The sequence below is a fragment of the Yersinia sp. LJYL362 genome (assembly GCF_048323875.1).
Window position 1 is genome coordinate 15,101 of the sequence record NZ_JBLWEX010000279.1, and the last position, 16,015, is coordinate 31,115.

Here is a 16,015-nt window from a genome sequence, read left to right on the forward strand (position 1 = left end):
GCATGTCACTGTGGAACAATACTTGAGTCATAATGGATGCTCTGTCGAAATAGCTTATTTTGAAACTAGCGCATTAAGAATAGGGTATAAATTTCCCCTTTATGGTTATCGAGTCACTTACCGGGTTGAACACAGTGATTTTATTATTTGCCATCTAGAATCATTGAATGGAAATAGTCTTCCAGGTGATTTCATTAAATTATTTAATTTTTTGTATGATTTGGCAACGAGTGTTGCGCAGGTATCGATAGTCAGAGTCATGATTGTTGATAATATTGCTAGCCCGACATTGCAATCAATACGCCATCGGCTGGTTAAATACCTTCTCGCCAAAGGTGCGTTCAGTAAAAATATTGATGGTGATGACTGGTTATTATTTGATGTTATGAGTTGAGGGATGACATGAAAGATAGTGGCTTCGATGAGTTGCAGGCCATTTGCGCGAACATGATAAATGATAATCAGGATGTGAATCCCGAAGATGTGCAGAGAAGATACGCCCGGGGCTATCAGGCCTGGTTGGTAAATGACTACGTTGCTGCGATGGAGGATTTTTCCTGGCTGACATTATATTGCCCATCAGAACCGCAATTTCATTTGGCCCTGGCGGGTGCGATGCAAATGCAGCAAGAGTTTACGTTGGCACTCAGTGCTTATGCTTGTGCATTACTTTTAGAGGCTAAAGACCCAGAGCCGGTCTATCAGATGGCGGTTTGTTTGCTGGCACTGGATAAAGGGGCTGATGCCAGGGAGGCATTACAAACTGCCATTGAAATGAGCTACTTTAGCCCTCAATACGCCCCAACGGCGGAAAAATCCAATCAATTATTAAATAGTATCTGAAAAAAGTAATATTTGAAAAAACAGCATCAGAAACAGACAATATAGTTTGTATGAGCCATGTTTAAGGTGGATAACTATGACCCTAATAACCGCACCCGAAATAACTTCGCGTCCAGATACCGTCTCCGCATCTTATCCGATATCAATACCCACCAATTCTGAATTAGGGGGTGAAAAACCTCTTCTTTGCTCCTTGAATGATATTATGGAGAGAATTAACAATAATGCTATTAAAGAGGCAAACATTGGCGTCAATAAATCAGGTGATACTCAAGATAGTGAGCTTGATGAATTAAAAAACGCCAGAGTTAAGTTAGCTAAGAAACAATTTTTCATCAATGTCATTGAATCGATTGTTTCTCTAACATCGTTTGTTGTCAGTGTGGGGCTCAGTATTTGTAGTGGTGGTGCAGCAACCCCTATTGCTATTTTAACAGGTTTAAATCTTATGTTATCCCTGTCTAATTTGGCCTGTTCCTGCAATAACTGGAGTTGTGCCAGTAAAAATAAAGAAGAGTTGACGATGGGCAGTGATGCAATACAACAAGCTGTTTTTGTATTTGCTAAATATTGTCAAGCTTCACCGATGAATGCAAAAAAAATTGCCCGCTTAACGTCGTATTTTATTCGGGCTGCAATTGTCATTTCTCTCGGTGTGGTCGGCGGGGTTGTTCATCCGGTTATTAATAACAGTTTATGCCTTCTTGCTAAGAGTTATGCCCCGATCTTGGCCTCCATGATAAGTGTTGTCGCGGCAGGGGCTTTAGGGGTCTGGATGAACCATGACAGTGATGCCAAAGAGACTATTATTGAAAAACTAGTCACCACTGAAAAAGAGACAGTCAAACAATTAGCTTTTCTTGAAGGAAAGATGGCGGCATTAGCCGAGATTAAGGAATTTATTGAATCATCCCAAAATAATCAGCCACAATGCGGTTAATGAGACTTAAGGTCTATACCGGATATCAGCTTGTCGGGTTATTTGTCAATATTGTACAAGGACAATGGCACTCGGAGGGATATTATGAAATCAATACAGTTTATTCTATTTCGGCAAGAGGGAATCTTACGCTGTGACGGCGTCTGCCATACTGTTCCTGCGGGGAAGTTAGTTGTTACCGATGAGCAAGCAAGTGTATCTTCTTTTTCTCAGAGTAGTTTTATCTCAATATTGTGTCACGCCATTGACCTTTTGCCATTATATCAAGAATTAGCCAGCAAGATGGTTCAACCGAATAAATTTCATCTGCCCCAAAAGGTATATGAGCGCTGCAAAATATTACCGATAAATAACGATATTATTTGTGCAACTCAACAGTTGGTTGATTTTGAAAGAAACACCTCGCTGCGGTTTCTATATCTATATTGTCTGGGGTTAGAACCGGTTTATTTCTCCCGACTATTAGAATCAATAGTGGGTACAAATAACGAACTATTGGAGTTTTTTGATAAAAACCGCCTCAACCCATGGACGGTTTCGCGTTATGCCGATGAATTAGGTATTTCAACCCGTAAATTGAATTTCTTGTTTTTCGAAAAATTCGGCATGTCGGCCAAACAATGGTTACTGGATCAACGTTTGAAAAAAGGGTGTGAGCTGCTGCTATCCACCCGACTGCGTGTGGCCGATATTGCCATGGAGTGCGGTTTTAGTAATCACGCTCATTTCTCCGACAGTTTTCGTCGTCGTTTTCAACAGTGCCCGTCGCGTATGCGGTCACTCATGGAATAGGGGGTCTTATGGATATAAACGCCTTGGTGAATGGGCTGGCACAGAGCATCAATAAGATTGGTCAGGATTTTCAACATCAAATGGCATCAGGTAATCCCTCAGATCCTGAGCATATGCTCAAGATGCAATTTGCTATGCAGCAGTATTCATCTTACATCAATTTTAGCAGTGCTTTGATGAAGGGAATTAAGGATATGACCAGTGGGATTATTGCCAAAATATGACTTTACTTTCAGCCCCTTGCCGTCAGTTAGTTGTGGAGGCTGCATTGGCAGGTGTCAACCACAGCTTACTGGCCGAGGCTCGCGATATTCTTAACGTATTACCGCAGTTAATTCCGGAACCTCAAGTGCGCTTAGTTTGTGAGGCAATTCTGCTATTCGGGCTTAATCACCAGAGTGAAGCATTGGCGCTATTGGCAACCGCCACCTCGAAAGAAGCACAAGATATGTTGGCTTTGCTGCAACAAGGGATTTTGGGTTCCGCCAAGATGTGAATTTGTGCAATAAACACTTTTATTAAACAAGGGTCATCCGATGGAAATTAATGTTATTAACGCCGCAGCCAGATTGAGCTTACCCTCTCAGCCACCCGCCGATGCGCAACATATTGCCAAATTTGCCCAGCTAATGCAGCCGGTTGAGCCAGCCACCCCCATGGTCTCGCCAGACCAATTTTTGTCAGTGCAGTCTGCATGGATGCAGGCCACATTGGCCGTGGATTTAACCGCTAAAGTTGCCGGTGTGGTCGGGCAGAACATCAACAAACTGGTCAATATGCAATGAAACGTGGGCCGCGTTTGATAGCGCTATTGCTGGTGGTTTTATCACTTTCTGGCTGTGGGATGGAGTTGTATAGCGGCCTTTCCGAAGGGGAAGCGAACCAGATGTTGGCGTTATTAATGTTGCACCAAATTAAAGCAGAAAAGCAGTCTGAAAAGGGGGGGACTGTTGCGCTGAATGTCGACAAAAGTCAGTTTATTAACGCCGTGGAGTTGCTACGACAGCATGGTTTTCCTCGTCAGCGATTTGCTTCAGTGAATGAGCTTTTCCCATCGAATCAGTTGGTGACGTCTCCGGGGCAAGAGCAAGCAAAAATGGTCTATCTAAAAGAGCAGCAGTTGGAAAGCATGCTGAGCCATATGGACGGGGTGATTCAAGCGGATGTCACTATTGCTATGCCCGCGCCGACAGACGGGAAAAGTAGTGTTCCTCATGCCGCCTCGGTGTTTATTAAATATTCACCTGAAGTGAATTTGCTGAGTTATCAACCGCAAATTAAGAATCTGATCCGCGATGGTATTCCGGGTATCGATTTTTCGCAGATTAGTGTGGTGATGCAGCCGACTAATTATCGGTTCAGCGCCCCGACTACGCAGCAACAAAGCCACTCGGAAGTCGCCTTGCAATGGCTATTACGTCATGCCGCGACATTACAAATAGCCCTGGGTTTGTTGTTGGTGTTATTAGTCGGTTTGTCGACGGCCTGCCTGGTGCGGTATTTGCGCCGATAATGGGTTGGAGAAAAAGATGATATTGCCGTTAACCACCGAGATTCGGTATTTGCATCAATTAGCCTGGCGGCCTGCACAGTTTGCTCATCCATTATGGTTGGCGGCTGCGGGGGTGAAGACAGCCAGTTACCATTATGGTCGTAGTCTGGTCATGGATAGCGCACTAAATGCGCGACTCAATCACCTGCGACGCTTTCCTCAGCAGCCTCTGCCCGCCGTATTGAGCCAACAACAGCGGTATCAAATTGTGAAACCGGAGCGCTTATCCGCTCGCTGTCTGGCGTTGGGATTGGTTTATTTGCAGTGTGACGATTACCTACGCCTTCGCCGCTACCGGCAACAACTTTCGCCGCTATTAAGTGAAAGTGATATTCAACAACTCATGGGGATGGGCTATCGCGGCCATCTCCCTGCCAGATTAAGCCCAGCGCAATTGTTAACGACTGCATTGCGGTTGGGGCAGAGCTTTGCTCACCACGTCCGTTGTGACTGTGTGGTGTGGCGGGCACTGTGCATCTCGTTACCGCCTTTACCGCGATCACTTTCTCTGTCCAAAGCGTTATCCCTGTCAGTTGATGATTGGTTAATCCGCTTAGAGCGTTTGCTGTGAACCCGTTTCAGATTCGGGTGGAGACATTCGATTTTGCGCTGCCGCTCGGTGCGGTTATCCCTGCAGCTGAATTACAGAAAATGGAGCAGAGTCGCGATATTTTATCGGATGCCCAAGCGCAGGCGGTTGAGATTGTGCAAGCGGCGCAAGCAGAGAGTGCGGAGCGACTGGCTCAGGCGCAACAACAAGAGGATAAGCTTATCGAGCAAACTCGATACCAAATGGAAACTGACGTGTTGGCACAGCATGTCCATTGGTTAGTGGCCGCTGAGCAACTGGAGTCTGCGCTTATCACACAGGCCCGAGAACCGATTCTTGCCGCTATCCGTTCGGTAATCACCGCCTGGGCGGGGGAACAAGCGGTGAGCCAGATTCTGATTCATCGTTTGGGAGCACAAGTCGAAAAGTTGGCGTATGACAATGAGTTGATATTACGTGTTCATCCGCAGCACCTTTCTGCCGTAGCTGCTGCTTTCGGCTCGCGAGTGCTATGTGTTGCCGATGAGAATATGGCACATGATCAGGCGCAATTAAGCTCACCGCTGCTACAGCTCACTCTCTCTCTTCAGCGCCATTTATCGCAACTTCTTCTTTGGCTACAGGAATCACCCGACCCATCACTTAATCAGGAACTCATTCCATCAGGAACCGAGCATGATCAACGCCAATAATGTATCAGAGACTCATGCCGTTGGTGGCGCGACACCCCATGGTGCCGAGTTACCCGGTGAAATATCCCCTGCGCGATCGGTCACCGCGTTAGCCTGCATAGAATTGTCAGAGGTCAGACAAACTGCGTTGGAAGAAACGATGGAGGAGATCGGGCTGAGTTTGGGCTCCCGATTAAAAGATCAAAAATCTGTTGAGGCCGAGGAGCGAAACCAGCGCCGCCAACAGTTATTGGTGAAATTAATCGCCCAGTTACCCGCGGGTGCGGACTCTTTGCTGCCCAAGCATATCCCGCTTGATATGGATATTTCTCAGCTTGCCAGTCAGCTTCGCCAAGGGGGGTTATCAGCCGGGCAGCAAATCTTGCTGTTGGCCGCAATGATGGCGTACAGCAAAAATAACCTGTTACGTCGCCGCAGCTTAGCGCAACTCCTTGAGCCGTTATTGGAAAGTGATGGTTGGGAAATCGAGTTATTTGGTTTGCTGGAATTGGGTAGTCAAGAGAGCCGCGAGCTGGGTGCTGTTAAGCAATTGTTTGCACAGAGTATTGAGCAAAGTGAGTTATCAGTTGCGGAATGGTTTACCCAGGTGAGCCGCTGGCCACAGCGGCAGCAACGAGTCCGGGCATTGATGCGTGCGGTGGCGTTTGACTTGTCTTCTCAACCGCCGCCAAAGCGCGGTGAACGTTTGGCGACCACATTGTATCAACTTCGCCGTTTGCTGATGTTTCTGGGGATGGAAGACCATTGCAACCGCATGGGGAGGGCCTGCGCTGTAAACGGCGATGTGATTTTGAGCGAAGTGCTGGCGGTGGTGGGGCAGCCTTGGTTATTTAGTTACTGGCTACAACCGCGCATTGAGGCGATTTCAGGTCAAGATATCAATACACGTAGTCGATTTATTCGCCGATTTTATGAGTTATTCAAGCTTATGCCAGTTGATTGTTTCAATGATCAAGAGCAGCAACAGCAGATTTTGGCCGTGTTATTGGAGATATAGCCCATCGAATCAGGCCATGACCGGATAGTGTGGTGGCCGTGGGATGCGTACTCTTTCTATTACTTATTAATACTTTAAACCAATGAGTTATCTGGATGAGGTGCGTTATGGAAATGGATTTAGTCGTTACCCGTAACCTCCAACTGTTTACCCACATGGCCGAGTTACCTTACTCGACATTGTCCCCCCGCATGGAGTGGCAAATAGAGCAACGGCTGGTTTTCCTCGAGTGGCGCAACGCGCGGTTGTTATTGACCAGCGGCGTGCAACATCGGCGCTATCACTATGAGGACTTATTGCTGCTCCAGAGGAGTTGGCAGCTCGAACGCTTTAATGGGGTCCCTCAGCGTGTCTATTTATTGAAAATGGGCATGATGGTCAGTTGCTCGCCGCCGGTGTCATCAGGGGCAGAGTGCTGGTATCACCTCTATCAGCAACAGTGTGCTTTACTCCGCCGTTTGCCGGGAGAATACCGATGAGAGAATCGGCATTGACACGCGGTTTGATGATGATAGCGGCACGACAAGATGTTTTTTTGGCGATAATGCTGCTGGTGGCGATCTTTATGATGATTCTGCCGCTGCCCACCGTCATGGTAGATGTGCTGATTGCCATCAACCTCGCGTTTTCCGTTATTCTCTTGATGATCTCAATTTACCTGCGCGATCCTCTTGAATTCTCAGTGTTTCCATCGTTGCTACTGATCACCACTCTTTATCGATTAGCGCTAACCATCAGTACCACGCGTTTGGTACTGCTACAGCATGATGCCGGTGAAATTGTCGAGGCGTTTGGCCAGTTTGTCGTCGGGGGGAATCTGGCGGTGGGGCTGATCATTTTTACTATCATCACCGTGGTGCAGTTTATCGTGATTACCAAAGGCTCGGAGCGCGTCGCTGAAGTGAGCGCCCGCTTTTCTCTCGACGGCATGCCGGGTAAGCAAATGAGTATTGACGGCGATATGCGAGTAGGAGTGATCGACTCTGCTGAAGCGGGGCGACTGCGCGAGCGGGTACAAAAAGAGAGCCGCCTGTTTGGTGCCATGGATGGCGCGATGAAATTCGTTAAAGGGGATGCCATCGCCGGCATTATTGTCATTCTGGTGAATATTATCGGCGGCATCACTATTGGTGTGTTGCAACATAATATGTCTGCCGAAGAGGCGATGACCACGTATGCCGTGTTATCCGTCGGCGATGGTTTATGTGCTCAAATCCCGTCATTACTCATCTCGATCACTGCCGGGATAATTGTCACCCGAGTGCCCGGCAGTGAGAAACAGAGTCTGGCCAAAGACCTGGTTTTACAAGTTGGCCGTCAACCCGATGCTTTGTTGCTGGCGGCGGCGATCCTGACTGTTTTTGCTCTGTTGCCGGGCTTTCCGTTCCTGATTTTTATCACGCTGGCAGCACTTGTCGCTACCCCCGCATTGTTACTTTATCGGAAAAAGAAACCCAGTGCTGGGGCCAGTGAGCGCGGCGATAATCTGCTTTCTCCGGCCAGCGCTATGACCCCTGGAGCCGTGCCATTGATGTTGTATTGCGCGCCCAATTTACATTATCCCCATTTGGGGCGAGATCTCGATGGCTTGCGTTGGCGTTGGTTCGAATATCTTGGCGTGCCATTGCCCGAGGTGGTGGTCCGCAGTGATCCCAGCCTGGCTGAAAATGAATTATCGATCCGGGTCTATCAGGAACAAGTGCTGAAACTGACGTTACCCTTTGATGATGTATTGCTGCTTCAACCCTGTACCTCGCTCGCGACACGTAGCCATGTTCTTGGTATGAAAATGGGGTGCTTTGAGTGGTTGCCTGCCGAACAGGCGCGTCACGCCAGCACGTTAGGCGTTCCCTATGCGCAGGGGCATCAGCGCATTATTCATTGCCTGACTCGCGTACTTGAGCGGCATACCGCCGAGTTTATTGGCGTGCAAGAAACCCGCTATCTGATGGATGCGATGGAGGCGCGTTACGGCGAGCTGGTCAAAGAGCTCCAGCGCCAGATGCCGGTCGGCAAAGTGGCAGAAATACTGCAAAGATTGGTGGAAGAAGATATTTCGATCCGCGATTTACGCACTATTTTTGGGGCGCTGGTGGCGTGGGCACCGAAAGAGAAAGACATCGTCATGTTGACCGAATATGTCCGTATCGCCCTACGTCGCCATGTGTGCAGCCGATTTAGTAAAAACAAAGCCTGGTTGCCGGTATTGCGGTTGGGGGAAGGGGCGGAGAACCTGATCCGCGAGTCTATTCGTCAGACCTCCGCGGGGACTTATTCTGCGCTGGAAGATAAACATTCGCGGCGGCTTCTCGACAAAATAAACAGCGCTTTTGCTGAAAATACCGATGCCGTGATGTTGACGAGTATCGATGTGCGGCGCTTTTTACGCAAAATTATTGAGCGGGATATTTTTGCGCTACCGGTGCTTTCCTGGCAGGAACTGGGCGATGAAATGAATATTAAGGTGGTCGGTACCATTGAGCTTATTGGAGATGAACTTGATGAAACTGCCTGATATCGCACGATTAAGTTTTCAGTTGCAGCAACAATTACACCTATTGCCTTCTCCTCCGAGCGGTATGGAATCTTACGGGGCGATATTAAGTGTCGGCCCGACACTGCTACGGGCTCATTTGCCCGGTGTTGCGTTGGGGGAATTATGCCGAATTGCCTCACCGGACATGTTGGCTGAAGTGGTCGCCATTGAGCAACAAACAGCATTACTGTCGCCGTTTGGCTCCTCCGCCGGTTTACGATGCGGTCAATGGGTTTCTCCGCTTGGACATGAACACCGCGTCAGAGTCGGGGTGGACTTGCTTGGGCGCGTATTGGATGGTTTAGGGAAGCCAATGGATGCGGGCCCCGCCCTTCGTGGGCATTGGCGTGAGTTGGATTGCCCGCCGCCTGACCCATTAACCCGTCAGCCCGTTCAGCAAATGTTGACCACCGGTATTCGTGCTATTGATGGCATATTGAGTTGTGGCGAGGGGCAACGAATCGGTATTTTTGCCGCTGCCGGCGTGGGTAAAAGCAGCTTGTTAAGCATGTTATGTCGTGGCTCTGGCGCGGATATTATCGTGTTGGCGCTGATCGGTGAACGGGGGCGTGAAGTGCGGGAATTCCTTGAGCAAGTGCTGACTCCCGAAGCCCGCGCCCGCACGGTAGTGGTGGTGGCAACCTCTGACCGCCCCGCGCTGGAGCGGCTGAAAGGTCTTTATACGGCCACCACGGTGGCCGAATATTTCCGTGAGCGCGGGGGGAAAGTGCTGTTAATGGTCGATTCGCTCACTCGCTATGCGAGGGCTGCCCGTGAAATCGGCTTGGCGGCGGGGGAGTCCCCAGCAATGGGCAGTTTCCCCACCAGTGTATTTGCCGCACTTCCCCGGTTACTCGAGCGCGCGGGCAATAGCGAACGCGGGAGCATAACGGCTTTTTACACGGTGCTGGTTGAGGGTGATGACATGAATGAGCCGGTGGCCGATGAGGTTCGCTCTCTCTTGGATGGTCACATCGTGTTATCGCGCCAATTGGCCGGTGCCGGGCACTACCCCGCGATAGATATTGCCGCCAGTGTTAGCCGTATCATGCCGCAAATTGTCAGTGCGGAGCATCGGGTATTGGCACAAAAACTGCGCCATATGCAGGCCTGCTATCAGGAGATAGAGTTGCTGGTGCGAGTGGGTGAATATCAGGAAGGTCAGGATTTACAGGCTGACGACGCGCTACAGCGTTACCCCGGCATCTGCGCCTTCTTGCAACAGGATAGCCCATTATCATCATGCAAAACCGATACCTCCGGCCTCACTCAGACCTTGCTTCAGCTCGCACAGGCATTGGGTTTATCAATCGCGCATTAACTATTTTCCTGCGGCTCTTGGCACTGCGCCAGCGCCAGGAGCGCCGTTTGCGCCAGCAATTGATGTGCTTGCAGCAAGAAGAGCAACAACAGGAACGGCAGTGGGCGAGTTTCCATCAAGAACGCCAGGGGTTATGCCAGCAATTACATAGGATTGCCCAATGGCGCGGCAAACTAAATCCGAGGCAAGCAGAGGAGCAGAGAGCCTCGCAGCACAAGGTGTATCAGGCGGAGCGGCAGTTGCATCAATCACTCTGTGAGTTAGCCGCCAAAAGGCGGCAACAGCAAGACGCCATTGCGTCACAGCAGGCGCTGTTAAAGACGAATCAGCGTGAACAGGAAAAATTACGGATGCTAATCAAAGATGAGTCGAATCGATATTGAAGGCGCATTACCCCCGCTCAGTGAAAGGGGCTTTACCGGGGAGAGGCCACAGAGCCTGGACCATGAGAGACAAAAACAGCAATTTGCCCGCTATCTTCCCCCGCGTTCATCCGCACTGCAGGATATGGCCCCTGCCATGGCGGCTTCGGGTGAGGATAATCTGATGCAAACTGACTACCGTATCCTCAGTGGGCCACTATCAGGTGTACAGGTTCATGTCAGCCTGGCCGCTCATGGCTTGCATATTGTGCTCAGTCACAGCAATCGTGACAGGGTCGAACGCCTACAGCGCTTGCAAATGCGCTGGCAGCGGCAACTGCATCAATGGGGATTCCCTTGCTTGTTGGAGGTGACCCATGGTGGGGGCATTGTCGGCTGAATTACGCCAGCTCAGCGCCATCATTGGGCGTGGTCGTCACCGCGGCGGTATTTGCGCCACCTTGGCGCAGGTCGCGGGAGCAGGCATTTACTTGCCACTCCATTATGGCGGCAAGGTAGGCGGTTTCTGGTTATCCCAAACCTGTTGGAATAACTGGTTGGCATCTGCGCTGGCAACCGATGAGCCTCATTTGCTGGCGGCAGAATTGGTTAATGCTATGGCGAGTTGGGCTGTCAGTCCGCTGCTGGCCACGTTATCCGAGCTAACTTTTGATGACACCGCGCCAGTGGCGATGACACTCTTGCCCCAGTGGGCGGTGGTGCTGGCTTTTGAACTGGAAGGCCAGCAACTCAGTGGCGTGTTGTTTGATTGGCCTTTGGCGACGTTAGCTAAAACTTTATCTGATTGGCATTGTGATCCAGCCGCCGAGCCGAACCTGCTGTGGCAGGCAGGATTAGTGGTGGGATGGAGCCGATTATCGCGGTATCAATTTCAACAAATCAGGCCGGGGGATGGGGTACGAATCAACTGTGCTGCAAAATGGGAACAAGGGAACTGTTGGTTATGGCCAATGGCATCACCGCAGATTTACATCAAACTGGAAGATGGAAAACACATGACTATTCAACAGATTAATGATGATACTGATCAGTTTATAGCGTTGGATGTCGCCGCTATACCTAACACACCTCAGACGGTGGAACTTGAGCAATTGCCGCAAACACTGGTCATGGAAATCGGCCACCTGACGATGCCGCTGGGGGCGATTAAACAGTTAGATATTGGGCAAACATTAGCATGCCAAACTCAGCTCTACGGTGAGGTTAATATCCGGCTACAGGGGCAGTCTGTTGGTCGTGGTAGCTTATTGTGTTGCGATGATCAGTGGGTGGTGCGCATTGATCAGTGGTTTATCCGGCACACTTGACGCCGCAGCGCTGTTAGCTGCGTTCACTCACCCGAATCACTGACTTGAGTCAGCTCATCGGGGTTTATTCACTTGCTGCAACGCCAATTGTTGTGGATAACGATCCGGCGCACTTGACGGACATTATTCAGGCTATGACCCGATCCCGAGAAGTGCCATCAGGGGAAATACTATAGATATTATTTTTACCCGACAGGCCAGCTTTTGCGGAATAGACTATGGAGTTACTGAATTCATCCTCTCAATTGATTGTCCTGCTTTTTCTTCTGTCATTGCTCCCCTTGCTGATGGTGATGGGAACATCGTTTCTCAAACTATCGATTGTCTTTTCATTGCTGCGAAATGCATTAGGGGTGCAGCAAGTGCCGCCCAACATTGCCATTTACGGTTTGGCGCTGGTGTTAACCATTTTTATCATGGCTCCGGTCGGATTGGATGTGCACGCCCGCCTACAGGATGAGCCGTTGCCCAATGATATGGGGGCTTTGCTACATCATATTGACGAGCATGCACTGGGGCCATACCGCGATTTTTTACAACGAAATACCGATGCAGCACAGCTCCATTTTTTCAATGACATCGTCCAAACCAAGTGGCCGGTACGTTATCGCGACACCATCAAACCCAACTCGTTGCTGATATTAATGCCCGCTTTTACCCTGAGCCAACTGACTGAGGCGTTTAAAATAGGCTTACTGCTTTACTTACCCTTTGTGGCGATCGATTTGATTGTTTCTAACATTTTGCTGGCAATGGGCATGATGATGGTATCCCCCATTACTATTTCGTTACCGTTCAAATTATTAATTTTCATACTTATTGATGGTTGGGGATTGCTGCTGGGGCAGTTAGTGGGGTCTTATTTATGAATGGCCAGCAGAGGACATGGCAATGAGCAATGCCATTGTGGTTCATCTGGCGACCCAATTATTATGGATAGTTTTACTGCTATCGATGCCGGTCGTGGTGGTGGCGTCAGTGGTTGGGATAGTTGTCAGCTTGTTACAGGCGCTCACCCAGATACAGGACCAAACATTACAGTTTCTGATTAAATTGCTTGCTGTATCAGCCACATTATTGATTACCTATCATTGGATGGGGTCGACATTGCTGAATTACACCCAGCAGACTTTTTTGCAGATAACCAGTATGCGGTCTTGATATGCATGACTCTCTGCACTGGCTAGGGGCTTTAGGGCTGGCAATGATGCGACCTTATGGCATGTTACTGATATTGCCTCTGTTTACGGCACGCAGTTTGGGCAGTAGCTTACTGCGCAATAGCGTGGTTTTTGCCATCGCCTTGCCCGTGGTTCCGATGTTTTACACCACCTCCTTGCTGTATCACGACAACCTTACCGGGTGGTTTTGGGTGCTTTGCGTCGAGCTTATGGTCGGGGTGATGATTGGTTTTGTCGCCGCATTGCCGTTTTGGGCGATTGATATGGCGGGCTTTCTGATTGACACCTTACGTGGTGCCACGATGTCCACGCTGTTTAACCCCAGCATGGGGATGGAATCCTCTATTTTTGGCGTGCTATTTACGCAAATATTAACGGTTTTATTCCTGACTTCAGGTGGGTTTAATCTGGTACTCACAGCACTTTATGGATCTTATGAAATCTTGCCTGCTGGCGGGGGTATTCAGCCCGCGTCGGCAATGCTGCAATTTCTGCAAAGTGAATGGCAACTGATGTATGAACTCTGTTTGAGCTTTGCCTTACCTGCGATGCTGGTCATGGTTTTAGCGGATTTGTCTTTAGGTTTAATCAATCGCTCATCTCAACAACTGAATGTGTTTTTCCTGGCGATGCCCATCAAAAGTGCATTGGCGTTATTACTTTTACTGATTAGCCTACCTTATTCATTACATCACTATCTGGTTGGTATTAATCAGACTGAGCAGAAAATAAGCACATTTATCCCGCTGATAAAAGGGGCGGGGAATGAGCGGTGAAAGCAGTGAAAAGAATGAGAAGCCCACCGCTAAACGGCTGAGAGAAGCGCGTGAGAAAGGACAGGTCATCAAGAGTGTCGAGATAACCTCTGGGGTGCAGTTGGTGGTGCTGGTGGCTTATTTTTTGCTGGTGGGCAATACCGTGGTCGATCAGATTGGCGCGTTGATCCGCAGTTCGATCAATCAATTACAGCAACCCTTCTCTTTCGCGCTGACACGTATAGGGTCTGAGTGCATGGCGGTGCTTATCCATATTGTGGGAATTTTGGGCGGGGCGCTGATTTTGATGACAATTCTTGCCGGTATTGCGCAGGTCGGGCCGCTATTAGCGACCAAGGCGGTCGCTTTTAAAGGTGAGCACATTAATCCCATTAATAATGCCAAACAGCTTTTTTCACTGCGTAGTGTGTTTGAGCTGACTAAATCATTACTGAAAGTCGGGGTGCTAACCCTGATTTTTGGCTATCTACTGGCGCGATATGCCACTTCTTTTGGTTATCTGGCGTATTGCGGCAGTAGTTGCGCGATCCCGGTATTTGGCACATTAATGAGTTGGCTATTGGGCGCATTGATTGCCTGTTATGTAGTTTTCTCCCTCCTGGATTATACTTTTCAGCGTTATAACACCATGAAGCAACTAAAAATGTCTCACGAAGAAGTGAAGCGGGAACACAAAGATAGTGATGGTGATCCGCATATTAAGCAGAAGCGGCGGCAGCTACAGCAGGAAGTGCAAAGCGGCAGTTTCGCTAAAAATGTTCAGCGTTCCACGGCAGTGGTGCGTAACCCTACGCATTTTGCGGTATGTTTGTTTTATCACCCAGATGATGCTCCACTTCCCATGGTGATTGAAAAAGGCCAAGGTGAACGGGCCGCATTGATTATCAAATTGGCGGAACAGCAAGGCATTCCGATTGTAGAAAATATTGCACTGGCCCGAGCATTACATCGCGATGTGGTTTGTGGCGAAACCATACCTGAAACCTTATTTGAACCGGTTGCTGCTATCTTGCGCCTGGCTTTAGCGTTGGATTATCAATCCTCGGATGAGGAAGAGCAATGTTGATTAGAGGCACCGACTCACCCGGTTAATATCCCCTCATCAAGTTAACTTATGGTTAACATCTAATTTCCAATACTCCATCCCTTCATTAAAGAAATAATTGGCTTATTATACGTAGGTCTATTTTCTCGCTATGGCACATGGGCCTACCCGTGCTGGCGATAACACGGTTTTCGGAGGTGTCGGTGTGAGCTGGCAGATGTTTAAATCTCAATATTTGGTGCGCTTCTGGGCACCTCTACCGGCGGTAATCGCTGCGGGTATCTTATCGACTTATTATTTTGGTTTAACCGGTACGTTCTGGGCGGTTACTGGCGAGTTCACTCGCTGGGGGGGCCACCTGATGCAACTGTTTGGCGCGCACCCGCAAGAATGGGGTTATTTTAAAGTTATTGGTTTAGAAGGGACGCCACTGGATCGTATCGATGGCATGATGATCATCGGTATGTTTGCCGGATGTATCGCTGCTGCACTGTGGGCCAACAATGTGAAATTGCGTAAGCCCCAGCATGGTATTCGTATTGCTCAGGCACTGGTCGGTGGCATTATTGCCGGTTTTGGTGCGCGGCTGGCAATGGGGTGTAATTTGGCGGCTTTCTTCACCGGCATTCCGCAGTTTTCACTGCATGCCTGGTTCTTCGCGCTTGCGACGGCGGCCGGTTCCTATTTCGGTGCCAAATTTACGTTATTGCCGATGTTTCGTATTCCGGTGAAATTGCAAAAAGTGACAGCAGCCGCACCATTAACTCAGCACCCAGCCAGGGCTGCACGACGTTTTCGTCTCGGCATGGTGGTGTTTGTTCTGGCGCTCGGCTGGTCGTTGATTGAGCTGTTCCGCCACCCCAAACTGGGTATCGCCATGCTATGTGGGATTGGGTTTGGGTTGCTGATTGAGCGGGCGCAAATTTGCTTTACTTCCGCCTTCCGTGACCTGTGGATAACCGGGCGCACGCATATGGCGAAAGCGATTATTCTGGGAATGGCGGTCAGTGCTATTGGGATTTTCAGTTATGTACAACTGGGTGTCGCACCGAAGATTCTATGGGCCGGGCCGAATGCAGTGATTGGCGGTTTACTGTTTG

General features: G+C 49.3%; 22 protein-coding genes. All 22 read left to right on the forward strand.

Annotation, left to right across the window (positions count from 1 at the left end; all coding sequences use genetic code 11):
* Positions 1-10 precede the first annotated feature (10 nt).
* Positions 11-394, forward strand: a complete 384-nt coding sequence (locus ACNSO8_RS18155; protein ID WP_418395444.1) for a pathogenicity island 2 effector protein SseE — start codon at positions 11-13, stop codon at positions 392-394.
* An 8-nt stretch (positions 395-402) separates the two neighbouring features.
* On the forward strand, positions 403-843 hold the full coding sequence (locus ACNSO8_RS18160; RefSeq protein ID WP_418395445.1) for a CesD/SycD/LcrH family type III secretion system chaperone: 441 nt from the start codon (positions 403-405) through the stop codon (positions 841-843).
* A gap of 76 nt (positions 844-919) precedes the next feature.
* On the forward strand, positions 920-1,783 hold the full coding sequence (locus ACNSO8_RS18165) for a hypothetical protein (protein ID WP_418395446.1): 864 nt from the start codon (positions 920-922) through the stop codon (positions 1,781-1,783).
* Between the two features lie 84 nt (positions 1,784-1,867).
* The gene (locus ACNSO8_RS18170; RefSeq protein WP_418395447.1) at positions 1,868-2,575 is read left to right on the forward strand and encodes a helix-turn-helix transcriptional regulator; all 708 of its coding nucleotides are present in this window, start codon (positions 1,868-1,870) and stop codon (positions 2,573-2,575) included.
* An 8-nt stretch (positions 2,576-2,583) separates the two neighbouring features.
* A complete protein-coding gene (gene sctF, locus ACNSO8_RS18175) occupies positions 2,584-2,799 on the forward strand; it encodes a type III secretion system needle filament subunit SctF (RefSeq protein WP_418395448.1) in 216 nt (71 codons plus the stop codon).
* A complete protein-coding gene (locus ACNSO8_RS18180) occupies positions 2,796-3,071 on the forward strand; it encodes an EscG/YscG/SsaH family type III secretion system needle protein co-chaperone (protein WP_418395449.1) in 276 nt (91 codons plus the stop codon). Before sctF ends, ACNSO8_RS18180 begins: the two co-directional genes overlap by 4 nt.
* A 40-nt stretch (positions 3,072-3,111) precedes the next feature.
* Positions 3,112-3,360, forward strand: a complete 249-nt coding sequence (sctI, locus tag ACNSO8_RS18185; protein WP_418395450.1) for a type III secretion system inner rod subunit SctI — start codon at positions 3,112-3,114, stop codon at positions 3,358-3,360.
* Positions 3,357-4,088 carry a type III secretion system inner membrane ring lipoprotein SctJ gene (gene sctJ / locus ACNSO8_RS18190; RefSeq protein WP_418395451.1) on the forward strand — a complete coding sequence of 244 codons (732 nt, stop codon included), beginning with the start codon at positions 3,357-3,359 and terminating at the stop codon, positions 4,086-4,088. Before sctI ends, sctJ begins: the two co-directional genes overlap by 4 nt.
* Positions 4,089-4,104: 16 nt before the next feature.
* Positions 4,105-4,698, forward strand: a complete 594-nt coding sequence (locus ACNSO8_RS18195; protein WP_418395452.1) for a type III secretion system domain-containing protein — start codon at positions 4,105-4,107, stop codon at positions 4,696-4,698.
* Positions 4,695-5,369, forward strand: a complete 675-nt coding sequence (gene sctL / locus ACNSO8_RS18200; protein ID WP_418395453.1) for a type III secretion system stator protein SctL — start codon at positions 4,695-4,697, stop codon at positions 5,367-5,369. The genes ACNSO8_RS18195 and sctL overlap by 4 nt, the downstream gene beginning before the upstream one ends.
* The gene (locus ACNSO8_RS18205; protein ID WP_418395454.1) at positions 5,353-6,366 is read left to right on the forward strand and encodes a TyeA family type III secretion system gatekeeper subunit; all 1,014 of its coding nucleotides are present in this window, start codon (positions 5,353-5,355) and stop codon (positions 6,364-6,366) included. Before sctL ends, ACNSO8_RS18205 begins: the two co-directional genes overlap by 17 nt.
* A 107-nt stretch (positions 6,367-6,473) precedes the next feature.
* Positions 6,474-6,845 (forward strand): type III secretion system protein, encoded by a 372-nt coding sequence (locus ACNSO8_RS18210; protein ID WP_418395455.1) that lies wholly within the window; start codon positions 6,474-6,476, stop codon positions 6,843-6,845.
* Positions 6,842-8,881 (forward strand): EscV/YscV/HrcV family type III secretion system export apparatus protein, encoded by a 2,040-nt coding sequence (locus ACNSO8_RS18215; protein ID WP_418395456.1) that lies wholly within the window; start codon positions 6,842-6,844, stop codon positions 8,879-8,881. The genes ACNSO8_RS18210 and ACNSO8_RS18215 overlap by 4 nt, the downstream gene beginning before the upstream one ends.
* A complete protein-coding gene (locus ACNSO8_RS18220) occupies positions 8,868-10,223 on the forward strand; it encodes an EscN/YscN/HrcN family type III secretion system ATPase (protein WP_418395457.1) in 1,356 nt (451 codons plus the stop codon). Before ACNSO8_RS18215 ends, ACNSO8_RS18220 begins: the two co-directional genes overlap by 14 nt.
* 62 nt (positions 10,224-10,285) lie before the next feature.
* Positions 10,286-10,606 carry a type III secretion protein gene (locus ACNSO8_RS18225; RefSeq protein WP_418395464.1) on the forward strand — a complete coding sequence of 107 codons (321 nt, stop codon included), beginning with the start codon at positions 10,286-10,288 and terminating at the stop codon, positions 10,604-10,606.
* Positions 10,587-10,985, forward strand: coding sequence for a hypothetical protein (locus ACNSO8_RS18230; protein WP_418395458.1), 399 nt, complete (start codon positions 10,587-10,589; stop codon positions 10,983-10,985). The genes ACNSO8_RS18225 and ACNSO8_RS18230 overlap by 20 nt, the downstream gene beginning before the upstream one ends.
* Positions 10,963-11,913 carry a YscQ/HrcQ family type III secretion apparatus protein gene (locus tag ACNSO8_RS18235; RefSeq protein ID WP_418395459.1) on the forward strand — a complete coding sequence of 317 codons (951 nt, stop codon included), beginning with the start codon at positions 10,963-10,965 and terminating at the stop codon, positions 11,911-11,913. The genes ACNSO8_RS18230 and ACNSO8_RS18235 overlap by 23 nt, the downstream gene beginning before the upstream one ends.
* Before the next feature lie 218 nt (positions 11,914-12,131).
* Entirely contained in the window at positions 12,132-12,782 is a 651-nt protein-coding gene (gene sctR / locus ACNSO8_RS18240; RefSeq protein WP_418395460.1) for a type III secretion system export apparatus subunit SctR, read from the forward strand.
* Between the two features lie 22 nt (positions 12,783-12,804).
* Positions 12,805-13,074, forward strand: coding sequence for an EscS/YscS/HrcS family type III secretion system export apparatus protein (locus ACNSO8_RS18245; protein ID WP_005156602.1), 270 nt, complete (start codon positions 12,805-12,807; stop codon positions 13,072-13,074).
* A 1-nt stretch (position 13,075) separates the two neighbouring features.
* Entirely contained in the window at positions 13,076-13,870 is a 795-nt protein-coding gene (sctT, locus tag ACNSO8_RS18250) for a type III secretion system export apparatus subunit SctT (RefSeq protein WP_418395461.1), read from the forward strand.
* Complete coding sequence (locus tag ACNSO8_RS18255; RefSeq protein WP_418395462.1) at positions 13,860-14,936, forward strand: EscU/YscU/HrcU family type III secretion system export apparatus switch protein; 1,077 nt, start codon at positions 13,860-13,862, stop codon at positions 14,934-14,936. Before sctT ends, ACNSO8_RS18255 begins: the two co-directional genes overlap by 11 nt.
* Positions 14,937-15,120: 184 nt before the next feature.
* On the forward strand, positions 15,121-16,015 hold an 895-nt coding region (yedE, locus tag ACNSO8_RS18260; RefSeq protein ID WP_418395465.1), incomplete at its 3' end, for a selenium metabolism membrane protein YedE/FdhT.